The sequence below is a fragment of the Peribacillus sp. NJ11 genome (assembly GCF_030348405.1).
Taxonomy (GTDB): domain Bacteria; phylum Bacillota; class Bacilli; order Bacillales; family DSM-1321; genus Peribacillus.
Genome location: NZ_JAUCFO010000001.1, coordinates 1,630,424 through 1,654,793, shown reverse-complemented (window position 1 = coordinate 1,654,793; position 24,370 = coordinate 1,630,424). Strand labels below are relative to the sequence as shown.

Annotated in this window: 28 protein-coding genes and 1 pseudogene; 13 read left to right on the top strand and 16 right to left on the bottom strand. The window is 42.5% G+C overall.

Features of this window, described 5'->3' with window-relative positions:
* Positions 1–125: 125 nt before the first annotated feature.
* Positions 126–479 (top strand): helix-turn-helix domain-containing protein, encoded by a 354-nt coding sequence (locus tag QUF86_RS08115; RefSeq protein WP_289314548.1) that lies wholly within the window; start codon positions 126–128, stop codon positions 477–479.
* A gap of 159 nt (positions 480–638) precedes the next feature.
* Here the strand turns inward: QUF86_RS08115 and QUF86_RS08110 are convergent, their stop codons facing one another.
* Positions 639–1,808 (bottom strand): aminotransferase, encoded by a 1,170-nt coding sequence (locus QUF86_RS08110; protein WP_289314547.1) that lies wholly within the window; start codon positions 1,806–1,808, stop codon positions 639–641.
* Positions 1,805–2,305, bottom strand: coding sequence for an Lrp/AsnC family transcriptional regulator (locus QUF86_RS08105; protein WP_100533585.1), 501 nt, complete (start codon positions 2,303–2,305; stop codon positions 1,805–1,807). Before QUF86_RS08105 ends, QUF86_RS08110 begins: the two co-directional genes overlap by 4 nt.
* A 295-nt stretch (positions 2,306–2,600) precedes the next feature.
* Between QUF86_RS08105 and QUF86_RS08100 the strand changes: the two genes are divergently transcribed.
* Positions 2,601–3,443, top strand: coding sequence for an alpha/beta fold hydrolase (locus tag QUF86_RS08100; RefSeq protein WP_289314546.1), 843 nt, complete (start codon positions 2,601–2,603; stop codon positions 3,441–3,443).
* 38 nt (positions 3,444–3,481) lie between these two features.
* Here QUF86_RS08100 and QUF86_RS08095 read toward each other — a convergent pair whose 3' ends face one another.
* A complete protein-coding gene (locus QUF86_RS08095; RefSeq protein ID WP_289314545.1) occupies positions 3,482–3,742 on the bottom strand; it encodes a DUF1871 family protein in 261 nt (86 codons plus the stop codon).
* A gap of 102 nt (positions 3,743–3,844) precedes the next feature.
* Here QUF86_RS08095 and QUF86_RS08090 point away from each other — a divergent pair, with 102 nt between their 5' ends.
* The gene (locus tag QUF86_RS08090) at positions 3,845–5,020 is read left to right on the top strand and encodes a MalY/PatB family protein (protein WP_289333998.1); all 1,176 of its coding nucleotides are present in this window, start codon (positions 3,845–3,847) and stop codon (positions 5,018–5,020) included.
* 40 nt (positions 5,021–5,060) lie between these two features.
* Here QUF86_RS08090 and QUF86_RS08085 read toward each other — a convergent pair whose 3' ends face one another.
* A complete protein-coding gene (locus QUF86_RS08085) occupies positions 5,061–5,816 on the bottom strand; it encodes a TraR/DksA C4-type zinc finger protein (protein WP_289333997.1) in 756 nt (251 codons plus the stop codon).
* A 143-nt stretch (positions 5,817–5,959) separates the two neighbouring features.
* Here QUF86_RS08085 and QUF86_RS08080 point away from each other — a divergent pair.
* Positions 5,960–6,817: pseudogene (locus tag QUF86_RS08080) on the top strand (manganese catalase family protein).
* A 41-nt stretch (positions 6,818–6,858) separates the two neighbouring features.
* Here the strand turns inward: QUF86_RS08080 and QUF86_RS08075 are convergent.
* From QUF86_RS08075 to QUF86_RS08060, 4 genes are all read right to left on the bottom strand, one after another.
* A complete protein-coding gene (locus tag QUF86_RS08075; protein WP_289314541.1) occupies positions 6,859–7,473 on the bottom strand; it encodes a PH domain-containing protein in 615 nt (204 codons plus the stop codon).
* Between the two features lie 39 nt (positions 7,474–7,512).
* Positions 7,513–7,989: a GNAT family N-acetyltransferase gene (locus QUF86_RS08070; protein WP_289314540.1), complete on the bottom strand. Its 477-nt coding sequence runs from the start codon at positions 7,987–7,989 to the stop codon at positions 7,513–7,515.
* A 197-nt stretch (positions 7,990–8,186) separates the two neighbouring features.
* Positions 8,187–8,411 carry a hypothetical protein gene (locus tag QUF86_RS08065; protein ID WP_289314539.1) on the bottom strand — a complete coding sequence of 75 codons (225 nt, stop codon included), beginning with the start codon at positions 8,409–8,411 and terminating at the stop codon, positions 8,187–8,189.
* Positions 8,412–8,546: 135 nt separating this feature from the next.
* Positions 8,547–9,137 carry a peptidylprolyl isomerase gene (locus QUF86_RS08060; RefSeq protein WP_098371439.1) on the bottom strand — a complete coding sequence of 197 codons (591 nt, stop codon included), beginning with the start codon at positions 9,135–9,137 and terminating at the stop codon, positions 8,547–8,549.
* Between the two features lie 178 nt (positions 9,138–9,315).
* On the opposite strand from QUF86_RS08060, the gene kapB reads away from it, so the two are divergent.
* A complete protein-coding gene (gene kapB / locus QUF86_RS08055) occupies positions 9,316–9,702 on the top strand; it encodes a kinase-associated lipoprotein KapB (RefSeq protein WP_289314538.1) in 387 nt (128 codons plus the stop codon).
* A gap of 40 nt (positions 9,703–9,742) precedes the next feature.
* On the opposite strand, the gene kapD is transcribed toward kapB, so the two are convergent.
* Positions 9,743–10,366 carry a 3'-5' exonuclease KapD gene (kapD, locus tag QUF86_RS08050; RefSeq protein ID WP_289314537.1) on the bottom strand — a complete coding sequence of 208 codons (624 nt, stop codon included), beginning with the start codon at positions 10,364–10,366 and terminating at the stop codon, positions 9,743–9,745.
* 278 nt (positions 10,367–10,644) lie between these two features.
* Between kapD and QUF86_RS08045 the strand changes: the two genes are divergently transcribed.
* Positions 10,645–12,504 carry a transglycosylase domain-containing protein gene (locus QUF86_RS08045; protein ID WP_289333996.1) on the top strand — a complete coding sequence of 620 codons (1,860 nt, stop codon included), beginning with the start codon at positions 10,645–10,647 and terminating at the stop codon, positions 12,502–12,504.
* 36 nt (positions 12,505–12,540) lie between these two features.
* Here QUF86_RS08045 and QUF86_RS08040 read toward each other — a convergent pair whose 3' ends face one another.
* Complete coding sequence (locus QUF86_RS08040; protein WP_289333995.1) at positions 12,541–13,098, bottom strand: DUF5366 family protein; 558 nt, start codon at positions 13,096–13,098, stop codon at positions 12,541–12,543.
* A 329-nt stretch (positions 13,099–13,427) separates the two neighbouring features.
* Here QUF86_RS08040 and QUF86_RS08035 point away from each other — a divergent pair, with 329 nt between their 5' ends.
* The 7 genes from QUF86_RS08035 to mnhG are packed head-to-tail and all read left to right on the top strand — an operon-like array spanning position 13,428 to position 19,156.
* The gene (locus QUF86_RS08035) at positions 13,428–15,833 is read left to right on the top strand and encodes a Na+/H+ antiporter subunit A (protein WP_289333994.1); all 2,406 of its coding nucleotides are present in this window, start codon (positions 13,428–13,430) and stop codon (positions 15,831–15,833) included.
* Positions 15,830–16,252: a Na(+)/H(+) antiporter subunit B gene (locus tag QUF86_RS08030; RefSeq protein ID WP_289314533.1), complete on the top strand. Its 423-nt coding sequence runs from the start codon at positions 15,830–15,832 to the stop codon at positions 16,250–16,252. The genes QUF86_RS08035 and QUF86_RS08030 overlap by 4 nt, the downstream gene beginning before the upstream one ends.
* Positions 16,252–16,593, top strand: coding sequence for a Na(+)/H(+) antiporter subunit C (locus QUF86_RS08025; RefSeq protein WP_289314532.1), 342 nt, complete (start codon positions 16,252–16,254; stop codon positions 16,591–16,593). Before QUF86_RS08030 ends, QUF86_RS08025 begins: the two co-directional genes overlap by 1 nt.
* Positions 16,586–18,067 carry a Na+/H+ antiporter subunit D gene (locus QUF86_RS08020; protein WP_289333993.1) on the top strand — a complete coding sequence of 494 codons (1,482 nt, stop codon included), beginning with the start codon at positions 16,586–16,588 and terminating at the stop codon, positions 18,065–18,067. The genes QUF86_RS08025 and QUF86_RS08020 overlap by 8 nt, the downstream gene beginning before the upstream one ends.
* Before the next feature lie 6 nt (positions 18,068–18,073).
* A complete protein-coding gene (locus QUF86_RS08015; protein WP_289333992.1) occupies positions 18,074–18,550 on the top strand; it encodes a Na+/H+ antiporter subunit E in 477 nt (158 codons plus the stop codon).
* Positions 18,551–18,597: 47 nt separating this feature from the next.
* On the top strand, positions 18,598–18,834 hold the full coding sequence (locus QUF86_RS08010) for a Na(+)/H(+) antiporter subunit F1 (protein WP_370017115.1): 237 nt from the start codon (positions 18,598–18,600) through the stop codon (positions 18,832–18,834).
* Positions 18,818–19,156, top strand: coding sequence for a monovalent cation/H(+) antiporter subunit G (mnhG, locus tag QUF86_RS08005; protein WP_289314528.1), 339 nt, complete (start codon positions 18,818–18,820; stop codon positions 19,154–19,156). Before QUF86_RS08010 ends, mnhG begins: the two co-directional genes overlap by 17 nt.
* 55 nt (positions 19,157–19,211) lie before the next feature.
* Here the strand turns inward: mnhG and QUF86_RS08000 are convergent, their stop codons facing one another.
* From QUF86_RS08000 to QUF86_RS07975, 6 genes are all read right to left on the bottom strand, one after another.
* Entirely contained in the window at positions 19,212–19,931 is a 720-nt protein-coding gene (locus QUF86_RS08000; RefSeq protein ID WP_289333991.1) for an MOSC domain-containing protein, read from the bottom strand.
* 119 nt (positions 19,932–20,050) lie between these two features.
* Positions 20,051–20,443: a hotdog fold thioesterase gene (locus QUF86_RS07995; RefSeq protein ID WP_289333990.1), complete on the bottom strand. Its 393-nt coding sequence runs from the start codon at positions 20,441–20,443 to the stop codon at positions 20,051–20,053.
* A 132-nt stretch (positions 20,444–20,575) separates the two neighbouring features.
* Complete coding sequence (locus QUF86_RS07990; RefSeq protein ID WP_289314525.1) at positions 20,576–21,139, bottom strand: 5' nucleotidase, NT5C type; 564 nt, start codon at positions 21,137–21,139, stop codon at positions 20,576–20,578.
* Between the two features lie 15 nt (positions 21,140–21,154).
* Complete coding sequence (locus QUF86_RS07985; RefSeq protein WP_289333989.1) at positions 21,155–22,252, bottom strand: FAD-dependent monooxygenase; 1,098 nt, start codon at positions 22,250–22,252, stop codon at positions 21,155–21,157.
* A 17-nt stretch (positions 22,253–22,269) separates the two neighbouring features.
* Positions 22,270–23,370: a bifunctional diaminohydroxyphosphoribosylaminopyrimidine deaminase/5-amino-6-(5-phosphoribosylamino)uracil reductase RibD gene (gene ribD / locus QUF86_RS07980; RefSeq protein ID WP_289333988.1), complete on the bottom strand. Its 1,101-nt coding sequence runs from the start codon at positions 23,368–23,370 to the stop codon at positions 22,270–22,272.
* Between the two features lie 13 nt (positions 23,371–23,383).
* Positions 23,384–24,133, bottom strand: a complete 750-nt coding sequence (locus QUF86_RS07975; RefSeq protein ID WP_289314522.1) for a GTP cyclohydrolase II — start codon at positions 24,131–24,133, stop codon at positions 23,384–23,386.
* Positions 24,134–24,370: the final 237 nt, after the last annotated feature.

Below are 24,370 nucleotides of genomic sequence, written 5' to 3'. Positions count from 1 at the left end.
TCTCGATATATCTCGGGACGGCATTTTTTTCACAAAACCTACATAATCAATTACTTCTCTTTAAGTTATAATATGGTAAAATAATTACATTACTAAAATATTTCCTGAAAAAGGAGTGCCTGACTATGTCAAATATCGCGAAGAATATCCGGCAATACCGAGAAGATCATAACCTCACTCAACAGGAACTGGCTCTAAAATTACGAATCGGCACCAAGAAGATTGAAAAGTATGAATCCGGTGAATCGATTCCTGATACACAAACCATTTTACGGCTTTCCACCGTTCTTGACATTCCAGCTTCAGAATTCCTGGAGGATACCCCAACCGGGAACGCTTCTGATGTGGACGAGGACATCAAAAAGCTCATTGAAGAAGTTGGAACAAAAAAAGCAAAGCTCATTCTAAGAACAGCTAAAGATTTTAGCGAAGAACAAATTCTGAATGTTATGCATACTTTATATAATACAAAAGCCTAATTCAAAAAATGTCGTAGTGTGTGTATTTTTTTTCAGTGTGCTGGATATACTATGATTAACACTTTCTATGTTAATCCATTAGATTAACTCTTTTTTCTAATTCCCCCTATGGAAAGGGATCCGGCTGCTTGAAAAGGCCGGATCCCTATTTTTTTGCTTTTATTGGCAATGGTTCTTCATGAAACGTTCCATCCTACTAAGTGCTTCTTGAAGTTGTTCCATGGAGGATGCATAGGAACAGCGGATATGACCTTCACCGCTTTCCCCGAACACATCTCCCGGTACAACGGCTACAAGTTCTTCCGTCAGAAGTTTTTCAGCAAATTCCATCGAAGTCATCCCCGTTTTCTCGATGGACGGAAAAGCATAAAAAGCCCCGCCAGGATTATGGCAAACCAGACCCATATCGTTAAATGATTTCACGATAAAATTTCGTCTTCTCCGATAACTCCGACGCATTTCTTCCACATCCTGCATTCCGTGCTTCAAAGCTTCCAATGCAGCATGCTGTGCAATGGTCGGCGCACACATCATCGCATATTGATGAAGCTTAAGCATCGCTTCAGAAATTTCCTTAGGTGCACAAACGAACCCAAGACGCCATCCAGTCATCGCAAACCCTTTCGAAAACCCATTGATGACAATTGTCCTCTCAAGCATGCCGTCAATGGCAGCAAAGGAGGTGAATTTCTCATCATAAGCAAGTTCGGCATAGATTTCATCGGAAATGACCAATAAATCATGCTTTTTGACGATGTCAGCAAGCATCACTAATTCTTCCTGCCCAAGCTGGGTGCCCGTTGGGTTATTCGGCGAACAGATTAAAACGGCCTTCGTTTTAGGGGTGATCGCCGCTTCGAGTTGCCCGGGAGTCAGCTTAAAGTCATCTTCCTTTGAAGTTTGGACCGTCACCGGTATTCCCCCGGCCATGGTCACAAGCGGTGCATAAGCGACGAAACATGGTTCAACGACTATGACTTCCTCGCCTGGATTCAGGATGGTCCTCAAAGCAATGTCGAGAGCCTGGCTTGCTCCGACCGTGACAATGATTTGATCCTCTGGTCTATACGAAACATGGAACTGCTTTTCCATATACCAGCTGATTTCCGACCTTAATTCATATAATCCGGCATTAGCCGTATAAGAGGTATACCCTTCCTCCAAGGAGTTGATCGCCGCTTCCCTTACAGCCCAAGATGTAACGAAATCCGGTTCACCCACACCAAGTGAGACGACCCCTTCCAAATTGGCTGCCAGGTCGAAAAAGCGGCGGATACCTGATGGTTTAAGCTCTGCAATCGTTCTTGAAACATAACTCGTTTTAATCATGGTGACACCACTATCCGCTTATCTTCTTCAGTTTGGTCAAAAATCGTGCCATCGTGCTTGTATTTTTTCATAATGAAGTGAGTCGTCGTAGAAATGACGGAATCCAGTGTCGAAAGTTTTTCTGAAACAAAGCTTGCCACTTCGTTCATCGAACGTCCTTCGACAATGACTGAAAGATCATAGGCCCCTGACATTAGATAAACGGACTGGACTTCTTTGAATTTGTAAATCCTTTTTGCGACCTCATCGAAACCGACACCGCGTTTTGGAGTGACTTTTACATCAATCATGGCTGTGACACCATGGTATTCATCTACTTTTGCCCAGTTAATGACGGTTAAATAACGTACAATAACCCGCATATCTTCTAATTTCTTCAATGTTATTTCAATGTCCGCTTCTGATAGATCGGTCATTTTAGCCAAATCCTTCAGATCAATCCGGCTGTTATTTTCAATGATTCTCAAGACTTCCAATTCCTCTTCATTCAAGTGCATTGGAAAAACCCCCTTTTGGAATTCACTAATTTAAATGTGATGGTTTGGCTGGCAGATAGTCTCACGAATTACCTTATTAGACTTTTTTACAATCCTATATGACAATATAAATTAATAAGTCCTATTCTGTCAGGATAAACTTACACTATTATATCAAAATTGGTTGGTGACCTGTTATAGTAATTGTCTTTTTTCATCGTTATTATTACAATTACTGTTATGCAACAGTATTAAAGGACCTTTTTTGGGATATTCAGGTTAACATGGACTTTCATTTTAACGGAGGAGGATCTTTATGGAAAGTCATACAATCAAAGGCGTGGAACGGGTGGATGATATGGAAATCTATTTTGAATATGACCGAATGGATGATTCACTCCCCACCCTTGTACTGCTTCATGGGTTTTTGTCATCCAGCTTCAGTTTCCGTAAATTAGTACCCTATTTGATCAAAGAATTCAATGTGATCTCAATAGACCTCCCTCCCTTCGGTCAAAGCGGAAAAGATTATCGATATACATATTCATTCCGGAACATTGCTAAATCCGTCGTTCTGTTCTTAGAGGGGAAAAATATCAGGAAATTCAGTCTCATCGGCCATTCCATGGGCGGGCAGATTTCCCTGCAGCTCATCAAATCATATCCTGATCTTGTCGACCACGCCATTCTGCTTGCCGGTTCAGGCTATCAGCCCGGCTATTCGGAAAAAATGAAAATGGTCAGTTACCTGCCTTTCTTTTCATTCGGGATAAAACGGTATTTACAAAAATCAGGTATCGAAAAGAACTTGAAAAATGTCGTCCATGACCCGGCCATGATTGACGATGAAATGCGGCAGGGTTATCTGGGGCCATTCATAAAGAATCATGATATTTTCCGTGCCTTGGGGAGGATGCTTCGAGATAAGGAAGTCGATTTGCTGAAGGAGGACCTTAGTGATATCCATACACCTTGCCTGCTTATTTGGGGAAGGCATGACAGAGTGGTGCCATTGAGTGTTGGCCAAAGGCTTCATGATGACCTGCCTAATTCCGAGCTTGTTGTCATTGAGGATACTGGGCACCTCCTCCCAGAGGAGAAACCGGAAGAAGTGTATCAATTAATTAAAGGGTTTCTTGGAGTAGCCACCCCAACATAAAAAAGGTGACCCTTATTCGGGTACACCCTATTTCACCTTTAGATCGAACAGCTGGCATCATTTTTTATGATGAGCAGCTTCTGTGCAACTTCCAGGCATTTTTCCATCTGAACGGATTCATCAAACGCGAACTCGTAAATGGATTTTATTTTTTCCGCCAGTTCCTTTGGGTCATCTATATCCCGGATTGCTACGACTGTATCTGCAATTTCCGGTTCATATAAATCCCAACCTATTTGGAAGGGATCCCACTCTTGCAAAACGGCAACCAACGCTAAATTCATTTGCTGTGTATCCATATCTTCATCACCTGCTCATTATTTTCAAAGAACATGATATCATAGTATCATAACAACAGACTTTTCACTAAGACGACAAATTTTTATTCGGTGGTGTATATTTTGAACAAGTCAATTTTTGAAGAACAAATTAACAGGGAAAATTCAGGGTCAGCAAAATGGGATAAAAACTCGCTCAAATCATTGTATGGGCGCGAGGATATTCTACCAATGTGGGTTGCCGATATGGACTTCCCATCTCCTGAGGGCATTCAAATGGCGTTAATGGAACGCTTGAATCATCCAATTTTCGGCTATACCGTCCCTTCGGAAACGGTTTTCACCGAAATTCAAAGCTGGCTTAGAGACCGGCACTCCTGGCAAATCGAAAAAGAGTGGATTTCATTCAGCTCTGGCGTCGTTTCTGCGATCGGTACAACGATCCAAGCATTCACGAACCCGGGCGATAAAATATTGTTACAATCTCCCGTCTATACCCCATTTTTTGATATGATCAAAAATAATGACCGGGAAGTGGTCAATAGTCCCCTTATCATAGAAAAAGACCGCTTTGAGATTGATTTCACGGATTTTGAGGACAAACTGAAAAGCGGAGTGAAACTATTCCTTTTTTGCAGTCCACATAACCCTGGCGGACGCGTTTGGACAAAGGACGAACTATTGCGAATCGGGGAGCTATGTGAAAAATATGATGTAGTCATCGTCAGTGATGAGATACATGCTGACTTATTCCATAAAACTTCGAGGCATTATCCGATCGGCTCGCTTTCGGAAAAATTAGCGGACATAACCGTTACGTTAATGGCCCCAAGTAAAACATTCAATATTGCCGGCCTTCAAGCTTCATTCCTGATCGCCAGTAATGAAAAATTGCAGAAGCAATTGCAAAAGGCCCAAACGAAGCTTGCCTTCCATGGTCTTAACATCTTTGCCTTAACAGCTATGGAAGCCGCGTATCGAGAGGGCTTGGATTGGCTGGAAGACATGATTGACTACATTGAGGAGAATATAAAAGTGGCAGAGGAATTCATTGCTGCTGAAATTCCTTCACTGCATGTCATGCATCCGGAAGCTTCTTACCTATTATGGATTGATTGCCGTGACCTTGGATTGACCGACAAGGAAATTAAGGAACGGCTGATTCATCAAGGGAAGCTCGCATTGGAGCCCGGTTCAAAATATGGACCTGGCGGAGAAGGTTTCGTCCGAATGAATCTCGGTTGTTCACGCAGCATGATGATGGAAGGGCTAAACCGTTTGAAATTGGCTTTTCCATAAATAAAAAAGGAACCAGGTTTAGAATCCTGGTTCTTTTTTTTCATTCTTTCTCTTCATCTACATATGGATCATGCTCATAACGTGGCAAATCCCCAAACGGGGTTTGAATATTTTCTTCAAAAAGTTCTTCCTTCAATTCTTCATATTGCGAGTTAGGGTAAACGGTTATCTCTTTACCGTATATATCCACACCAACGAAATTTTCATAATCTTCGACATATCCGATATTTTCTTCGGACTCGACATACATATCTTCGTAATCATTTGGTGGATTCACAAAATCGGAAGGCGTTTCAGATGTTCCATAGCTGGCAACGTCCTGCCATGAATCTTCCGCATCGTATGCAACCGATTCGTGCCGGTCATCATAATCAAACTTTCCAAATGGGGGTCCCAGCACTTCCTCTTCCACCGGCCGATTGTCCGAAGTTTCTTGTGACGGGGTATGCTCGACACAATAAGTCGTAGTAGGGATGACTTTCAAACGTTCAAGAGGTATTTCCTTTGAACAAACCTCGCATTTTCCATACTCACCTGCCTCGATGGCAGAAAGCGCTCTTTCAATATCCCTTATTTCATCCCGATCATGCTCGGTAAGGGCCAAATCCTTTTCCCGTTCATATAACTCGGTTCCCTGATCGCCGGGATGATTATCGTAATTCGATAACTCACCTGTCGAATCCTCCATGCTTCTTCTTAAATCGTGGTCGCCTTGATCATTTAATCGCTCTTTCAACTCTTGCTTCGTTTGCTGCAATTGCTGTTGAAATTCTTTAAGCTGCTGATTGGATAGCATGTGCAACATCCTTTCAAAATCGTTCTTCCCTCTAGTATTTCTCTCTTCCCGTCATTCCATAAGGGTATTTTTTACCTTAGGAATAATTTAATTCAGATAACAGAAGCTAAATCAGAAATATTAATTTTTAGGAAGGCTTTTATTTGTATTTCTATAAAGAAGATTTAATAAATATAATCGTTCCCGATAAGCCTGAATCCGAATGCAGCAAAAGTACTTCAGGAAACGCTCGGAGGGCAATTCGGTGAAATGCGGACGATGATGCAATATTCTTTCCAAAGCGCCAACTTCCGCGGCAAGGCTAAACAATATCGTGATTTAATCCGTGGTGTTTTCTTAGAGGAACTAAGCCATGTTGAACTTGTCCAATCAACCATTAACCAGCTGTTGAATGATGCTGGCGGGGATATGCCCGGAGATGCCGGTATCGATGGTGCCCCATTGGATGATGTCATCCGGGGTGGCGCAAACCCCCATCATTTCATCATCGGTGCGAAAGCTTCCCTCCCCGTCGATGCTGGCGGCAATCCATGGAATGGATTATGGGTTTATGATCACGGTAATCTTGTGGCGAACCTTTTGAATAATGTCATGCTTGAATCCACGGGGGTCCTGCAAAAGTCGAGGATTTATGAAATGAGTTCCAATAACCAATGCGTGAAACACTGGCATTTTTAATGGTTCTTGACTATGCCCATCAAAATGCATTTGCCAAAGTATTGGAAACCATCGGGGTCGACTGGGGGAAAATCTTCCCCGTACCTAATTATGATTTGAAAAAATATCCTGAATGCCGCAAATATGTGGATTTAGGCTACCATAATGCCCAATTCAATTTCAGGCTGGATCAAACTCAAATCAGCGAAGTTTTCCAAGGGGAAACACCGAGTCGAAATGGCGGAAAACTTGCTGTTACCGAGCCGCCAAAAGGATTCCCGGTCCCAGAAATGCCAGATATGCCAAATGAACACGGTCCTGGATTGAGTGATTTGAACAATTAAAAAAGAAGGCGGACACATCATTCTGTGTTCGCCTCCTTGTTTTAATTATTGATATATTTCTCAAAAACAAAGCCAAAATCTTTCACATGGTACTTTTTCCGGCTATCCATCAACCATTCGAAAGCTGCGGAATTAATTTCCTTGAAACTTGCAGCCATTTGGCTTCCTTCAGTACGAACCTGGTTCAAAGTGGAAGAAGCAAGGTTTACACTTTGCTGTGCATATTGAAGGGCATATTCATTTTCATGGCAAATTTCCGATATTTTCACGAGTGTTTTGAACAAGTCCTTTAATTCTTCAATGAATTTCTTATGGACATCAATGGAGAAACTCTTTGCACCGATCGAAAATTTAATTTCCACATCCAAATCAACAGTCCCTGCCGTTTCAAGCGTTACGTTGGAAATATTATACTGGCTGTAGCTATATCTAGTAAGTGTACGCTTTTTGCTTATGGCACTCGTGCCATCCAAATGTATGAACGCTTGATTCGTGAAACAGTACTCATCGGTTTTCGATTTAATCAGGAAATAAATTTTTTCCTCATCTTCATGCATGATATAATCATCTGCATCCACCTTGTCATAATCGGCAGGGCTAATCACACTCCCAATATCACTAAGACCAAGGGCATCAGCCGCAATTTTCTTGAACATTCCCATTCCCCCTATCAAATTTCAGGTAATTACACCCTATCATAAGTATTTCTCCAGTATTATCTCATCTCGGATCGGAATTCCATCAAAACTGTAAAATGGTATTTCAGGTTTTATTTTCCGTGATTCTTCAACTGCATTTTTAACGATTTCCGAAATGACATAACCACGCTTTTGAAAAAACTTCAATGCCTGTAAATTATCGTTCGTTGTAATCGCTTTAATAGTATGGCAATTTTTTTCCTTAGCGATATTTTCCATCACATAAAGCAACGATGAGCCCACACCTTGATTCTCATGCTCACTGTTCAAAGAAATGATCTGACATACATGGTCGGATAATTTGTATGTTCCCAATCCCGTGATTTTTTCATTCTCGTCCATCACTCCAAAACCCTCAAGTTCCGCATAATGAAACAAGCCTCTTGAAAAAACGACTTGAGTCGTCTCCCAGTGCTGAATGAAAAAACTCTTGACCGTATCTGTCGCAATCATTCTTTTCGCTACGATTTGCATAACTATTTACGCCCCCAAAATTTCTCTCTCTCTGCTTATAGTATAAAATGCTTATGCTGATAAGGGAACATTTTATTCTTCATTCAGGTCCTTTACAACCTTCTAACAAAACATAATACCATTCATATTCAGATAATCAATAATCATGGAATAAAAAAACGGCAGGACCTCTCGCGATGCACCCGCCTCTTCCGGAATCAAGTAATGGTATCATCCTTTATACGTCGGTTCCTTTTAGTGACTTCATCTTCAAATTGCTTGGTTTTCATTTCTTCCTTCTTTGAATATCTTATAATTGCCCTCATCGTAAAAACCGCTGCAACCAAAAAGATGAAGCAAGTTATGCCAGCCGAGATATATTCAGTCTTGTCTTCTGGAAAGTAAAGAAACAAACCTAGTAAAGTATGATTGAGAAAGTCCATCCGATACATCCTTCCTGATAGGGAATTAAACTGCATTATCCCATTATATCAATTACCAGAACAATCCACTAGTGGGCCTTATCCACTAAAATCTAAAAAAAACGAGAGGCCATTAGCCCCTCGCTTCCCTTTTATTTATAAAATGGTGATCCCTTTAATGACCACATCAACTGCTGGTTTGTCTCCCGCAACTGTCTCTACGTTAGCAATCGTATCAACAACGTCCATGCCTTCAACCACTTGACCAAAAACAGAGTGTTTATGATCCAACCATGGTGTGCCGCCTTGTTCCATATAAGCGCTAATGATTTCTTCCGGATAACCGGCTTGCTTCATTTGCTCACCCATTCTGCTGTCTACATGCTGGGCTTGTACGACGAAGAATTGGCTGCCGTTTGTTCCTGGGCCTGCATTTGCCATGGAAAGAGCTCCACGCAAATTGAATAATTGCATAGAGAACTCATCCTCGAATGGAGTTCCCCAGATACTTTCTCCACCCATTCCAGTCCCTGTCGGATCTCCGCCTTGAAGCATGAAATCCTTGATGACACGGTGGAAGATGATTCCTTCGTAGTAGCCGTTTTCAGCATGGGTCAAGAAATTTTCCACTGTCTTCGGAGCCAGCTCAGGGAATAGTTTAATTTTAATATCGCCCATCGTCGTTTGCATGATGACCGCTTTTTCATTTTCCAAAACTTCACTTGTTAATTGTGGAAAGTTTGTCATTGTACATACCCTCTTTCTGTTTTAAATAAAATGGCCTTAACTGCCATTTTCCATCTTCATTTGTACACTTTACACGATTTTCGTGAAAAAAGCATCTTTGCGAAGTTGAACAAAATCGCTGTGAAAAATCGTTGTTCTTATGTATCATGAAGGAAGTTAAAAGAAAGGTGGTAGGGAAATGTCAGAACAGGATTTTAAAATCGGCGATAAGGTTACCGCCATATATAAAACTGGAAAATACATCGGGGAAATTACCGATATCAGACCTGCTGCATATCTTGTTAAAGTGTTGGCTGTCTTGAAGCATCCCATGCAGGGAGATCTTCATAACCCGAAGCAAACGGAAGTGTCCATGTTCCATCAGCGGCGCGCTCTTGCTTTCCGGGAGCAAACCAATGTACCGAAGAATATGGTAAGGATCTTTGAAGAAGAGATTCCTGAGTATAAGGAGTCCTTAAGAGAAGCTGTCGAGAAAATGAAACGCACCTTAAGCGAAGCACACACAGAGTGGAATGATAAAAGCTTACAGTTGCTAGAGGATTTAGCGGCGGACTATTTCAAATAAAGCATGATAAAAGCCAAATCAGTAGTAGATGATTTGGCTTTTATAACGCTAAATGATTCAAAACCTTTGATAAATCAATGCGATCGCCAATTGTCGTCGGTTCATGATTTTGCATATAACTTTTATCTTTCTCTACTAACTTAAAGATATTATATGTCGTGATTGCATCATCCAGCGCCCTGTGATGCTTGCCTGTCCCTTCTTTGCCATAGGCCTGTACAGCCTTCCAAAGTCCGGTTTGATTTTGATCTCCGAAAAAGCGTTTATACTCCAAGCAAAGATCCGTTTGTTTCCCTGAAAAAGGGAAATCAAGTCCTGATTTCTGACAGTTCTGGCGAAGTACCTTCATGTCCATATTTCCCCAGGTCACAATCGTCGTCGGGTGCTGCTCATCAATTTTCTTCAATAAAGAAACCAACTCTTCAAATGAAATCCCCCGGTCCACCTGATCTTGGGTAATGTTCAAGAACTTCTTGCATCTTCCCGTTAGGACTGGAAATTTCAATGGGTTAACAAAAGATGAGTATTGTTCCTGAATACTCTCATTAATGACTGTGACTAAACCAACCTCAATGATTTCTGGATAAAACCCTGATGGATTGGCTTTTCCTTCCGGCATCGTAAATTCAAAATCAATGAATACATATTGCTGTTGTTCCTCCATTTTTATGACCCCCTTCATTTTCCTGACATCACGTATAAACAAAAATTGGATTTAATTTTCTCATGAGAATATTATAACAGAAGATTTAGAAAGTTTTTTAATTGGATCGTAATACACCATTCAGATAGAAATTTTGCCGTCATACCTAATTTACCCAAAACTCTTTATTGTCTACCTTAATTGGATTATGATGGATGAATGAACCAAAAGTACCATTCTTTCATCCCGTCATTTTTCCCAAGAACATACTAAAAATATATTAGTTAGGAAGTTGATCTATGCGCAAGTGCCTTGGTTATATCACGATTTCCCTCTTAGTTCCCGTATTGATCCTTTTCATTTTCCTTTCCTATCAGGAATGGTCCTTAGCGCAATCTCCCTATCATGTACTCGACGAGCGAATTCCCATGGATTCGGTAGAACTGTCTCAGACCAGTTACATGAAGGCTGCAAATGGAAAGGTCATCAGTGAAATTTCCACTGGTGAAAAAAGGACCTACCTAAAACTTGAAGACATCCCCCTTTTCCTGGAAAACCTCTTCATCGTTACAGAGGATCAGAAATTTTATGATCATGCAGGCGTTGACCTATCCGGCATAAGCAGGGCGCTTCTTATTAATTCACAAAATAAAACAATCGAACAAGGCGGCAGTACCATTACCCAGCAGCTGGCCAGGAATGCTTACCTTTCACATGATAGGACGTATAACCGAAAACTTAGTGAAATCCTTTACGCCTATCAGTTAGAGCGAAAAAAATCAAAACCGGAAATCATGGAGCTATATTTGAATGCCATATATTTCAGTAATGGAGCCTATGGAATCGAAGCTGCCTCCCAGTATTATTTCAGTAAACCGACTGGGGAGTTATCCAAAGCGGAACTTGCCTTCCTTGCAGCGATCCCTAATAATCCCGAAAACTACAATCCTCTTAAACATTTTGATGAGACGAAAAAGAGGCAGGAGAGATTACTGAAACAAATGGTCGCCGAAGGTGATTTAGAACAGACCGAGTATGAAAAGCTCATCAACACTACGATTAAATTAGACTTGTCCACCCCGGTCGACTTATATCCCGATTACGTGACGTATGTTCATCAGGAATTGAAAAACCTGGTGGCATCCTCTGAAGGTCTCACCAAATCTCTGCAAAGTCCTGATGTCGATATACGTCAGCAGGCGGAAGTAGAACTGAATAAAAAGGTCGAAAAGCTTTTGAATTCCGGTGTAACCATCCATACCGCACTCGATACCGAGCTGCAAACCCAGTCCAAGACTGCTGTACAATCAAAAATCGGTGTCAATGATATCGAGGGAGCTTTAGTGGTTATACAGCATCATACGCACGAGCTTGTCTCTTTGATTGGGGGAAAGGATTATAAAAAAAATTCTTTCAATCGGGCATACCAAAGTTATAGGCAGCCAGGGTCAGCCATAAAGCCACTTCTCGATTATGCTCCCTACATTGAAGAAACGGGTGCTGACATCAATCAGCTTGTAAGTGGAGCGAGCTATTGCAGCAATAGCTATTGCCCAAAGAATTATAGCGGTGACAGTTATGGGATGGTCACACTAAGGACGGCCTTCGCTCAATCCTATAACACACCCGCCATAAGGCTTTTTGAAAAGACGGGGATGGAGACTAGTTTCAAGTACCTGGAAGCTTTCGACTTTAAAAAAGTGAGCAAAAAAGACCACCATACGAGTTCGGCCATAGGCGGGTTCGAATATGGCATGAGTCCCCTTGAACTGACAAATGCCTATACTTCCTTCAATGACGGAAACTATCAGCCAGCACGGGCCATTATTAGAGTCACTGATCAAAAAGGTGAAGTCCTTTATAAATGGAACGACAACTCCAAGGAGATATGGAACAAAAGCACCGTAGCCAAGATGCGGCAACTTCTCCATGAAACAACGCTTTCCGGGACAGCCCGCAAAGCCTACTTCCCCACAGATTATATCGGCGGGAAAACCGGTACGACCAATGATGTGAAAGACATGTGGTTTGTCGGCCTGACAGCAAACTATACAACAGGCGTTTGGATTGGGAAGGACAAGCCATCCAATCTGCAATCCATTTATTCACATACACCCCATGTACTGATTTGGAAAGATATCAGCCAGACTGCCGAGTGAAAAAAAGAAGGTGCCATGATGGCACCTTCTTTTTTTCTATATGGGAAGACTTGCAATAACGCTGTTGTAAAGCTTCAAGCCCGCATAAGCGACTATTGAAATCAAGGCAGCCCAAACGAAGATTGGAAAGAAAACCAATCCGACCAGCCTGGACAAATTCAGGCTCGGGCTTAACTTATTGACAAAATAAATTAAGGCCACGACATTCGTTGCGATAAAGATAGAACCAAGCCCGAAGATGAATTGGACACTGAACAATGAACAGGCACCGCCAATGACATAAATGACAGATCCCCTTCTTACACTGTTCAGTGCTTCACCTTCAGAATCCTTGGAAAAGAATAATAAGGACAGCTCCAATATAGTATCGGAAATCAACTTCAATGCGGCAAAAACCATAAAGAATAATAGCAGCAATACGATCAGCAGCGCCAGCTTAATGCCCGCTTCAGAAAAAAACTCCAGCATCCCTTGGTAGATTCCCAAATTACCAAATAACTTGAGCATTTGCATTTCCCCATAAATGGCAAAGGAGAGACTGAACAATAGGATTGAAATGATTGGAAAGTAGCTAAGTAAATATGTGTTTTTCATGATTTCTCCATCCATGTATCTTTTATCCTATATTATGCTAGATAATCCACCATTTCACAATGGATACTCTACTAATTCACCCTTGAAAAACTTTTAAATTAAATTTTCCAGGTCGATTTCCTCTCCTTTTCTACCTATATATAAAACTCCATTTTAGTCGGCCTTCACTATTTTTAAAGCCATGCAAACCCACAAAAATTGCGTTATACTTTTAAGCGAGACAAGTATTCGATAAAAAATTCATAATCAACGAAGATTTCCTAACGTCTAGGATTGCGTGAAAAAAGCATAATAAGACGAATGACTTCGTTTTAAAAAGGGGGGAGTTTATGTCTTTACTTCATTGGGCGGTATTATCACCGTTTCTATTAGCACTTATTGTACCAATATTATACAAACTATTTCGACAAATACATACAGGTTGGTTTGTATTGATTTTACCGATTCTCCTTTTCACCTATTTTTCAAGTTTCATTTCCTTGACCAAACGAGGGGATATCATTACAGAAAGGGCTGCATGGATTCCTTCTCTCGGAATTCATATTGATTTCTATGTGGATGGACTAGGGCTTTTGTTCGCCTTGCTTATCACAGGGATAGGTTCACTCGTCGTTCTGTATTCGGTTTTCTATTTATCGAAAGAGAAAGAAAAGCTGAACCAATTTTACGTCTTCCTTTTGCTTTTCATGGGAGCGATGCTGGGCGTCGTCCTTTCCGATAATCTGATTGTCCTTTATTCGTTTTGGGAATTCACGAGTTTATCCTCATTTTTATTGATAGGATATTGGAATGAAAGGGAGCGTTCACGTTATGGGGCGCAGAAATCCCTGTTGATCACTGTGTTTGGAGGCTTAAGCCTGCTTGGAGGCATCATTCTCCTTGCCATTATGGGGAACACATTCAGCATACGTGAATTGATAGCACAAAGTGGGGAACTTATGGACCACCCGCTCTTCACTCCTGCCCTTTTGCTTGTGCTGCTTGGTGCGTTCACTAAATCCGCACAGTTCCCGTTCCATATCTGGCTACCTGACGCGATGGAAGCTCCGACACCAGTCAGCGCTTACCTTCATTCCGCTACAATGGTCAAGGCCGGAATTTATTTGGTTGCCCGATTAAGCCCTGTTTTTGCAGAATCCGGAATATGGTTCTGGCTAGTTTCGATTGCCGGATTGATCACCCTGTTCTGGGGCTCATTCTCTGCAATCAAACAGACAGATTTAAAGGGGATTCTCGCTTTTTCCACCATCAGTCAGCTCGGATTGATCATGTCGCTTTTGGGGCTTGGAGCGGCGGCACTCCACTATGAATCTTTAGGGGAAAATATATACTTGGCAGCCACGGTTGCAGCTGTATTCCACTTGATTAATCATGCGACCTTTAAAGGCAGCCTTTTCATGGTTGCAGGCATCATTGATCATGAAACCGGTACGCGTGATATCAGAAAGCTTGGCGGATTGATGCAGTTGATGCCGATTACTTTCACCGTCGCCGTCATAGGTGCTTTCTCAATGGCTGGCCTTCCACCCTTCAATGGTTTTTTAAGCAAGGAAATGTTCTTGGCCAGCATGGTGGATGTATTGAAACTGAATATCTTCAATATGGAGACATGGGGGATGCTGTTTCCTGTGCTGGCATGGGTCGCCAGTGTATTCACTTTTATATACAGCATGATTGTCGTGCTCAAACCCTTTACAGGCAAACTTCAGTTAAACCTATTGGACAAAAAACCCCATGAGGCACCGATCGGGATGTTGATTTCTCCGATAATCCTTGCTTCGTTGGTGATCATTTTCGGCATTTTTCCAAACTTGCTATCTTCGTCGATCATTGAACCGGCGGTAGCTGGCATTCAGCCAAGCTTGGTGGGTCCGGATTTCCAAGTCCATATCGCCTTCTGGCATGGATTCCAACCCGAATTATGGATGACGGTCGGCATCATTGCATTTGGAATCATTTTATACAAGACGTTTCCGAAGTGGCAAAAGATCCATCAGTGGATGCCTGAACGTTTATCCCTGAATGCTCTGTATGATAACGGGCTAAGAGGGCTCGAACGCTCGGCATCCTCCGTCATGAAATTTTTAATGACAGGTTCGATCCGTACATATCTGCTTTCGATATTCCTATTCTTCATTCTTTCATTGGGCTTTACGCTCTATTGGAAGGATGCATTTAAATTGGATACAGGAAATTTAGCTCCGATCGGCTTATATGAATGGGTATTAGCGGCGATTACCGTGATTGGCTCGATCGCCATTCTGTTTGCAAGATCCCGTTTGACTTCCATTATCATCTTAGGAGCGGTCGGTTATACGATTTCCCTATTTTTCGTTTTGTTGCGGGCACCGGATTTAGCCCTGACTCAACTTGTCATCGAAACGATTTCTGTATCACTGTTTTTGCTCTGTTTCTTCCACCTTCCATTAATGGCAAGCAGAAAGGAAGAACGGATGACATTCAGGTTGAATAATGCCCTTATATCCATTGGTGTAGGAGTCATGGTTACATTGATTGCCTTATCGGCACATAGCAATAAACTATTTGATTCCATATCAAGTTACTACCTTGAAAATGCTTATAAGGAAGCAGGCGGAAAGAATGTCGTAAATGTCATTCTCGTTGACTTCCGCGGACTTGATACGATGTTTGAAATCACTGTCCTTTCGATCGCTGCGCTTGGAATATTCGCGATGATCAAATTGCGTTTGACAGGGGGTAAAGATAAATCATGAAGCAAAATGACCTGATTCTCCAAACGGTTACGAAGGTCGCCGCCTTTGTTATCCTGCTTTTTGCAGTAGCCATCTTTTTAGGGGGGCATTATTCGCCAGGAGGCGGGTTTGTCGGCGGCTTAATGACATCAGCCGCCATAGTCCTGCTGTTGCTCGCTTTCGACATTAAAACCGTCACAGGCATCCTGCCGATTGACTATAAGTTAATGATTGGTTCAGGCTTGTTCATATCAAGCCTGACTGTTGCCGGCGGGTTAGTGTTCGGGGTGCCGCTCATGACACATGTATATCAATATTTCGATTTGCCTCTTCTTGGGCACATCTCGCTTCATACTGCGGTACTTTTTGATCTGGGTGTTTATCTTGTGGTTGTTGGTGTAACGATGACCATTATTCAAACGATAGGGGAGAGTGAATAATGGAACTTTTAATGGCCATTGTCATTGGAATACTATTTATGTGTGCGACCTATTTAATGCTTTCAAAAAGCATTTTAAGAATCATAATCGGTACTGGGCTGCTCAGTCACGGCGCCCATCTTTTGATTTTGACGATGGGCGGTTTGAAAGGCGGTTCCGTTCCATTGCTAAGTGATGATGTTACAACCTATGTTGATCCGCTTCCGCAAGCGCTTATCTTGACGGCCATCGTCATCAGTTTCGGAGTCACATCATTTCTGCTGGTTCTTGCTTATCGGACCTACCAGGAACTCGGAACTGATGATATGGAAGAAATGAGAGGTACGGAAGCGAATGAATAATCTTACTTTCATGCCTGTTTTATGGCCGCTTTTCACAGGCATACTTCTCATTTTCTTTGTAAAAAAAATCAAGCTGCAAAGAGGAATCTCTCTTTTTTCCTCTCTTATCGGAATCGTTATATCCCTTTATCTAGTGTTCTCGGTTCATACTCAAGGGATCTTGACTCTCGGTGTCGGTAGCTGGGATGCCCCGTTCGGGATCGTGATCGTCGCAGACATGCTTTCTTCACTGTTGGTCCTGACCACGAATATCATTGGATTGGCCATACTGATTTACTCGTTTTACTCCATAGGTGAAGAACGTGAAAGACACTATTATTATCCTGTATTTCAATTTTTGCTGATTGGTGTAAACGGTGCCTTCCTTACGGGGGATCTTTTCAATCTATTCGTCTTCTTTGAAGTCATGCTGATGGCTTCTTACGTGCTGCTTGTACTGGGAGGGACGAAAATACAACTGAGGGAATCATTGAAGTATATCATCGTCAATGTGCTTTCCTCTTCCTTTTTCGTCATCATGGTGGCGTACCTTTATTCAGTTCTTGGCACATTGAACATGGCGGACATCAGCCAGAGGATAGCGGAAGTCAACCAGCCTGGAATCATCTCGGTGATAGCAATTGGCTTCTTGATCGTCTTCGGTTTGAAGGGAGCCATTTTCCCGCTCTTCCAATGGCTGCCTGGGTCCTATTATGCTCCACCCATCCCAGTGATCGCACTATTCGGGGCATTGCTGACAAAGGTAGGGATATACTCCATTTTCAGGACCTATACACTCATGTTTTATCATGACCAGGATTTCACCCACACTTTCCTTGCGATACTTGCGATCTTGACCATCATCATCGGTGTCATAGGAGCGATAGCTTATTGGGATGTTAAAAAAATCATCATTTACAATATCATCATCGCCGTCGGGGTTATCATTTTCGGCATCTCGATCATGAATGGGCAGGCATTATCAGGCTCCATTATATATATCATTCATGACATGCTTATCAAGGCTGCACTCTTCCTGCTGGTTGGCATCATGATCAAAATCAGCGGATCGGATGATTTACGGGATATGGGCGGCTTGATCAAGCAATACCCTGCCCTTGCATGGACCTTCTTCATAGCTGCCATATCATTGGCGGGAATACCACCGTTCAGCGGATTTGCCGGCAAGCTCCTGATTCTTCAGGGAGCTGCAGAAAAAGGTGCCTACTTTGGAATGGCCGTTGTCTTGATTTCAAGCTTGATGGTCCTATACTCGGTTATGAAAATATTCATGAACGGTTTCTGGGGGACTCCAAAAGCTGATTATGCCTTATCTAATAATACGGTAAATAAAATGCTGGTTCCTGCCGTCCTCCTTGTTATCATTTCCGTTTTATTCGGAGTAGGAACAGAATCGATTTACCCATTCATTACACAAGCTGCAGATACATTAATGAATCCCGATATTTATATCAAAGCGGTTTTAAAGGAGTAGTGCCTGATGTCATTCCAAATTTTACTGAATGTGTTCCTTGCGGTTATCTGGATGTTTTTGAAAAATGAGTTTAACGGGAGCACTTTTATCATCGGATATGTATTGGGGCTCGGCATCATGTTCGTCTTCCGTCATTTTTTCAATGATCGTTTTTACCTGAACAGGGTGAATGCCGTCGTTCTATTACTACTCATATTCGCAAGGGAACTCATACTTTCCAATGTTAGCGTCCTTAAGGTCGTGCTTAAACCGAGTCTGGATATGAGACCTGGCATATTCGCATTCGAAACAGTGCTGACTAAGGATTGGGAAATTACGATACTATCGAATTTAATTACACTGACACCAGGAACACTTGTCGTTGAAGTATCGGAGGATAATCGGATTCTTTATATCCATGCGATGGATATTTCCGATAAGGATGAAGCCGTGGACAGCATTAGAAATACATTCGAAAAGGCGATCATGGAGGTGAGCAAATAATGTTCGATCTAATACTTAAAATCGCGTTGCTCGGTGTTTCGCTTTCCATGATTGGATTCTTATACCGTTTAATCAAAGGGCCTTCCGTACCGGATCGGGTCGTCGCACTCGATGCGATGGGAATAAACCTAATAGCAATCGTTGCACTTGCCTCCATTGTCATGGATACAAGCGCTTATCTGGAAGCCATTCTACTGCTCGGAATTCTATCTTTCATAGGAACGGTCGCGTTTGCCAAATTCCTTGAGAAAGGGGAGATTATCGAAGATGACCGCAATCGTTGAAATCCTATCTGCCCTATTCCTATTATTGGGGGTCTTTCTCTTTTTAGTCTCGGCTTTCGGAATCATCCGGCTGCCCGATGTCTATACAAGAAATCACGCTGCCTCAAAAAGCTCGACACTTGGGATCATGTTCATCCTGATTGGCACCTTGTTATATTTCTATTATAAGCATAGCCATTTCGATTTCCGGGTCGTGCTCGCGATCATCTTCATCTTCATGACCGGCCCTGTTGCCGGGCATTTAATCAATCGCTCGGCTTACCATTCAGGCGTTAAAATGTGGGATCGGAGTGTCCAGGATGATTTAAAGAAAATCCGGTGATTCCCTGCCATTGCAAAAGAGCTGCCCTATTTAACAGGAGCAGCTCTTTTCTGTCTCAATCTTTTAAATATACCTGGTCCCCTAAACTGATTTCACCTGTTCGTATGACCGAGGCATATACACCAAAATGATTGTTCCTTTCCTTGACGACAGTTTTCAAGAGTGATGGATCTCTATGGGAATCGCTCGGATCGACTGTTATGATCATACAGCGCTCACAATGCCTTTTGATTTCTAGTTCAACATCTTCCCCGATCAGAATCCTTTTTCCGAACCATCGCTCTTCTAAAAAGGGCGTTTTGTTCTCTAAAGATAGCACCAAATTGGGCCTGAATCTTCTGCCATCCACTTCTCTTCCCCAAAGCTTCGACAATTCGCCAATCGAGGCATCACTGACTAGCAGGATGTTTTCTTCTTCAATCGCACCGAACGGGATATGTGCTGGCGGATAAACAACGGAAGTTGCCTCCTGATTTAACAACCGTTCCATTTCCTCCCGAAAGGTTTCCTCTCCCCATGTCAGCACGTTTCCTGAAGGGGTCTTCACTTTTATTTCCGGATATTGGTCAAGGGTTTCCTCACCAGAAAAAACAGCTTGATAGCGGACCATCTCTGGGAATTGGGTTATCGTCAGGAACTTCCCATTTTTGTCTTTAAAGGCATGACTACGATCTCCATATAGTCCATAATCCATCACCCTTGTTTTCTGTACCTGTTCACCAGTGAAAGATTTTACAGGATGACGGGTGATTTCCTGTATATGACCAACCAGCATAAAAAAACTCCTTTTCATACAATAGTCTACTGCCATATTATACGTAAACCGGATACTGTAGAATCAAAATAGTGAACCGTCTAAATCATTACGTCACCTCAAAGCGATCGTTCCCTGATTCACTTCGGTAAGTCGATAACGGCCAACGTACAGCGTGAAATGCAGATAAGATTATCCCCTTCATCACGGATTTTCACGTCCCATACCATTGTCGTCCTCCCGCGATGGATGATGTTCCCTTCGGCGGTAACAATACCTGAACGGACGCCCCTTACATGATTGGCATTGATTTCAAGGCCCACGACAGCTTGTTTTTCACTGTCCACAAGCTGCATCCCGCCAAAACTTGCAACGGATTCCGCAAGGGCAACGGACGCTCCCCCATGCAATAAACCATATGGCTGCCTGGTACGTTCATCCACCGGCATCGTCGCAATGACTTTCCCGTCACCGATTACTTTCATGTCTATCCCAAGCGTGCCTATCAACGAATTTTCAATATTTCTCTCCATCCCCAATACCCCCAACTCTTATGTTTTTTCCTACAACGAATGATTCAGAAAAAGTGAATCACCATTCATAATAGTATACAAAAAAAGGATGACCCAAGTCTATCAAGTCATCCTTCAATAATGTGAATTGTATTATTTCGAGAGTATTTCTTTTAATTCAAACCAGTTTGTCAGTCTTGGGATATCCAATTCCCTGTTATAGGAATTATCAATTGCATACACTTTCGTTGGAATATCCAATAAAGTTTCCAGAACTGCCGGTTTATCATCAAAATAATAATCCAATTCCAATTTACGAATCGTATCAATTTTTTCATGATCCTTCATACCACAGTAAAAATGGTCATCCTTAACCGGAAAGCCGTTTTCAATCAACCATTTTTTCGTCCGTTCACCATGCTCCGATTTTCTAGCGGTGATGTAATAGATCTCATGACCATCGCGTTCAAGCTCCTGCAGCGTTTCCACCGCTCCCTCGAAGGTTGGACAGGATGAATAATACACTTCCTCGGCAAGGCTGTTCCACATCTTGCCCCCAGCCTCTTTATCAAGCCCGAAAGCTTCATGGATCTCTATTGTCTTTAATGCTTTGAATTTCGCTAACTCTATGTTCTTATTAAGCTTTTCATTATAAAGATGGAACGCGAACTCCCTCAAATTAATAAGGGTATCGTCAATATCAAAACCGAATTTCATATCTTTCACTCCTCTTTAAACATAAGCGGCGGCAAATTGTGATGCGAAGGAAATTTCCTTGTCCACCTGAATGGCCTGTAATCTTTCAATTTCGGCTTTTCTTTCCGGTTCAGCCATTTTTAATCCAAGGAATCCAGTATCCCCCTGCAGGATGCATCGTTGAATAAGCTCGGCTAATATATCGGCATCTTTCATGGCACAATTGAGTCCGAATGCACCTGTAGGTGTCATCGTATGGGCTGCATCACCTAATAATGCAACACCATCCTTTGTCCACGTTTCACAGTAGCTGCTGTAAACATCCAATAAAATGAAGTCTTGCCAAGAGCTGATATTTTCACACACGACCTTTTTTAATTCAGGAAATGCAAAAAGCAAATCTTCAATGAATGGATCAAATGGCTGTTTTCGCAAATGGGAAAATGAACCATGTTCTATATTCCATCCAATTTGGATGAAACCTCCAGCCTGAGTGAAGAGGGCAACCTGGGAGCCATTGACCAATGCCATCTTGATCGAAGGCTTCCATCCCTCTGGAGCAGGAATTTTTGCCCACAGTAAATCATAGCCATGATTTTTAATCACGACTGGTATCCCCGCTTTTTTTCGAACCATGGAAAATCTGCCATCCGCTCCGATTATCAATGAACTTTGCACTTCCAGGTCATTTCCGCCCTTTCGAGCCTTGACACCCGTAAACCGGCCCATTTCATTCTGAATCAGGTCCGTAACCCTCATATTCATCATCAATTGAAAAGAATCCAGCTTTTCAGCTTCATTCAATATAGCTGTAAGCAGATGATTTTGAGGGACATGTATCCCAACATGGTCTATAGGAAATTCCGGGAAAATCCTTTTAAATAGTTGGCCGTCATTCCAATATTCAATTTGTTCCATCCTAAGCAAGCCAAGCCTTTCCACGTCCTCGAATAAACCGTGCTTTTTAAGAATGGCCTCTCCTTCATCGTTCAGGAACTCGCCCCGGAACTCCCTGGCAACTTCAGAATGCCTCTCAAGCAGGACGACTGAAATGTCCTGCTTGGCCAATAGGTAAGCTAGCAGCGCTCCTCCTGGTCCTGATCCGACTATGCATACATCTGATTTAACCAACATGCCTCTTCACCTGTTGTCTATTTTAATTTAGGATAAGCCGTGATGCGTATGTCTTCACCAAACGTGTCCACGCCAGAGAAGGTAACATCCATCGCTTCATCCATAGTATCTACATTCATTCCAGTATACGGTGTTAGTGAGTTTCTCCCGCCCAATAGTTTAGGAGCTATATAAATCAAGTATTTATCGATGAGCCCCGCCCTTAGGAAAGAGGCATTCACTTCACTTCCACCTTCCAGCAAGACATCCGTAATCCCCTTTTTATACAGCTCTTCCATCAAGGTCCTTAAATTCAGGCCCGTATCGTTTTTGGGGACGAGAATGAATTCGATTCCTTTTTCACGTAAAGCCGCCATTTTTTCCGCAGGTGCTTTATCATGCGTTACGATCATGGTTTTCGCATCTGATACCTGGACAACATTGGCTTCCATCGGAACACGTAATTCACTGTCTAGAATGATTCGGATCGGATTTTTCCCTCCGCCCTCCGGAAGTCTTGTCGTCAGTGATGGATCATCGGCCAAAACAGTCCCGATACCAACGAGAATGGCATCCACCTCATCACGCAGCAAATGAACGGAATGACGGGATTCTTCTCCTGTTATCCATTTTGAATGGCCTGTGTGGGTTGCAAGTTTTCCGTCAAGTGTCATCGCATACTTCGAAATGACAAATGGACGGCTCGTCAACATATTGTGAATGAAACGCTCATTCAGTCTTTGCGCTTCCTTCTCCAGGACGCCAACTTCCACTTCAATGCCCGCATTCCGAATGATGGATATCCCTCTTCCTGCAACTTCCGGATTTGGATCTTGTGTAGCCACCACAACCCGCCGGACACCTGATTCTTTCACTAGATTTGCACAAGGAGGTGTCTTTCCATAATGGGAACACGGCTCAAGAGTCACGTATAGCGTTGCACCTTCTGCATACTCACCCGCCATTTTGAAAGCATGGACCTCGGCATGCGGTTCACCCGCTTTACGGTGGATTCCTGTACCGGCTATCACACCGTCCTTAACTATGACTGCACCGACCACTGGATTTGGATTCGTCTTTCCTTTAGCACTGGCCGCCAAATCCAATGCCAGCTTCATGTAATATTGATCATCATTCATACTATGGCTCTCCTTATACAATCAAAGTTGGCTTCTTGTGGGGAATATGTCCTGACTTCTTAACCTTTGTATCCAGATAGAAGCTATTATCTTCCGTCAAACCGCCCCAAAGCGGGATATGGTCCTTTGCCGCAAGTCCATGCTTCATAAGGGCATCCAACTTTTTGGGGTTATTCGTAATTAAAGTAACCGGCTCCTCACGCAGTTCCCTCAACACTCGAATGGCTCCCTCGTAAGATCGCGTATCGTCTTCGAATCCTAATGCCTGATTCGCCTCGACCGTGTCATACCCTTCCTCCTGAAGCAAATATGCAAGAGATTTGGAAAACAGGCCGATTCCTCTTCCTTCATGGTCCGCAAGGTAAAAAATGGCCCCGCACCCATGCTCGGCTATCATCTTCATCGATTGGTGAAGCTGGTAGCCGCAATCGCAGCGTTTACTGCCGAAGATATCACCTGTGTGACAGATGCTATGCATCCGGACGAGTGCATCCCCCGACTTTTCAAAATCTCCATACACCAATACGGAGGATTGCTGTCCAAAAGCAAGGTTAGCTTCCGAAAGCGATTCAAGCACCGCTTCCTTGTCATTATCCATGCCATCAAGCTGGAGCCACGTATACCATTGGAAAACCGTTGAGAAATCGCCTTGTTCAACAGGCAGGTTCACAGGCCCCACAAGGCATATATCAGCCTTTCCCGGGGTTTTGATGATATTCATTTTATCTATTAAAAGGTTTTTTGTTTCCTGGGTTATTTTCATCTTAACATCACCTATTTTATAATTTATAGTGTGCCTTCTCCTTACTTTAGGTAAGTAAGTATATTACTATACACTATACCTGTCAATGAAGCAGTTTACAAATAATAGTGTGTCTTTGATCATAATTTTCAAGAAATTTTTTTGCAAAAGGAAGTCATTCACAAACCGCTATCATATCGGCTGGCCTTTATACATATTTTAACGTATAACGAAAACGTGTCTATAGACAGACTTAAG

Coding starts and splice junctions, on each gene's coding strand:
- QUF86_RS07975 (WP_289314522.1), bottom strand. CDS start 24,133: ATGAAAATAACCCAGGAAACAAAAAACCTTTTAATAGATAAAATGAAT.
- QUF86_RS08015 (WP_289333992.1), top strand. CDS start 18,074: ATGTCATTCCAAATTTTACTGAATGTGTTCCTTGCGGTTATCTGGATG.
- QUF86_RS08030 (WP_289314533.1), top strand. CDS start 15,830: ATGAAGCAAAATGACCTGATTCTCCAAACGGTTACGAAGGTCGCCGCC.
- QUF86_RS08035 (WP_289333994.1), top strand. CDS start 13,428: ATGTCTTTACTTCATTGGGCGGTATTATCACCGTTTCTATTAGCACTT.
- QUF86_RS08100 (WP_289314546.1), top strand. CDS start 2,601: ATGGAAAGTCATACAATCAAAGGCGTGGAACGGGTGGATGATATGGAA.
- QUF86_RS08010 (WP_370017115.1), top strand. CDS start 18,598: ATGATTGGATTCTTATACCGTTTAATCAAAGGGCCTTCCGTACCGGAT.
- QUF86_RS08000 (WP_289333991.1), bottom strand. CDS start 19,931: ATGCTGGTTGGTCATATACAGGAAATCACCCGTCATCCTGTAAAATCT.
- QUF86_RS08020 (WP_289333993.1), top strand. CDS start 16,586: ATGAATAATCTTACTTTCATGCCTGTTTTATGGCCGCTTTTCACAGGC.
- QUF86_RS08095 (WP_289314545.1), bottom strand. CDS start 3,742: ATGGATACACAGCAAATGAATTTAGCGTTGGTTGCCGTTTTGCAAGAG.
- QUF86_RS08115 (WP_289314548.1), top strand. CDS start 126: ATGTCAAATATCGCGAAGAATATCCGGCAATACCGAGAAGATCATAAC.
- QUF86_RS08065 (WP_289314539.1), bottom strand. CDS start 8,411: ATGGACTTTCTCAATCATACTTTACTAGGTTTGTTTCTTTACTTTCCA.
- QUF86_RS07990 (WP_289314525.1), bottom strand. CDS start 21,139: ATGAAATTCGGTTTTGATATTGACGATACCCTTATTAATTTGAGGGAG.
- QUF86_RS08040 (WP_289333995.1), bottom strand. CDS start 13,098: ATGAAAAACACATATTTACTTAGCTACTTTCCAATCATTTCAATCCTA.
- kapD (WP_289314537.1), bottom strand. CDS start 10,366: ATGGAGGAACAACAGCAATATGTATTCATTGATTTTGAATTTACGATG.
- QUF86_RS08060 (WP_098371439.1), bottom strand. CDS start 9,137: ATGACAAACTTTCCACAATTAACAAGTGAAGTTTTGGAAAATGAAAAA.
- QUF86_RS08045 (WP_289333996.1), top strand. CDS start 10,645: ATGCGCAAGTGCCTTGGTTATATCACGATTTCCCTCTTAGTTCCCGTA.
- QUF86_RS07995 (WP_289333990.1), bottom strand. CDS start 20,443: ATGGAGAGAAATATTGAAAATTCGTTGATAGGCACGCTTGGGATAGAC.
- mnhG (WP_289314528.1), top strand. CDS start 18,818: ATGACCGCAATCGTTGAAATCCTATCTGCCCTATTCCTATTATTGGGG.
- QUF86_RS08075 (WP_289314541.1), bottom strand. CDS start 7,473: ATGTTCAAGAAAATTGCGGCTGATGCCCTTGGTCTTAGTGATATTGGG.
- QUF86_RS08070 (WP_289314540.1), bottom strand. CDS start 7,989: ATGCAAATCGTAGCGAAAAGAATGATTGCGACAGATACGGTCAAGAGT.
- ribD (WP_289333988.1), bottom strand. CDS start 23,370: ATGAATGATGATCAATATTACATGAAGCTGGCATTGGATTTGGCGGCC.
- QUF86_RS08085 (WP_289333997.1), bottom strand. CDS start 5,816: ATGCTATCCAATCAGCAGCTTAAAGAATTTCAACAGCAATTGCAGCAA.
- QUF86_RS08025 (WP_289314532.1), top strand. CDS start 16,252: ATGGAACTTTTAATGGCCATTGTCATTGGAATACTATTTATGTGTGCG.
- QUF86_RS08110 (WP_289314547.1), bottom strand. CDS start 1,808: ATGATTAAAACGAGTTATGTTTCAAGAACGATTGCAGAGCTTAAACCA.
- kapB (WP_289314538.1), top strand. CDS start 9,316: ATGTCAGAACAGGATTTTAAAATCGGCGATAAGGTTACCGCCATATAT.
- QUF86_RS07985 (WP_289333989.1), bottom strand. CDS start 22,252: ATGTTGGTTAAATCAGATGTATGCATAGTCGGATCAGGACCAGGAGGA.
- QUF86_RS08105 (WP_100533585.1), bottom strand. CDS start 2,305: ATGCACTTGAATGAAGAGGAATTGGAAGTCTTGAGAATCATTGAAAAT.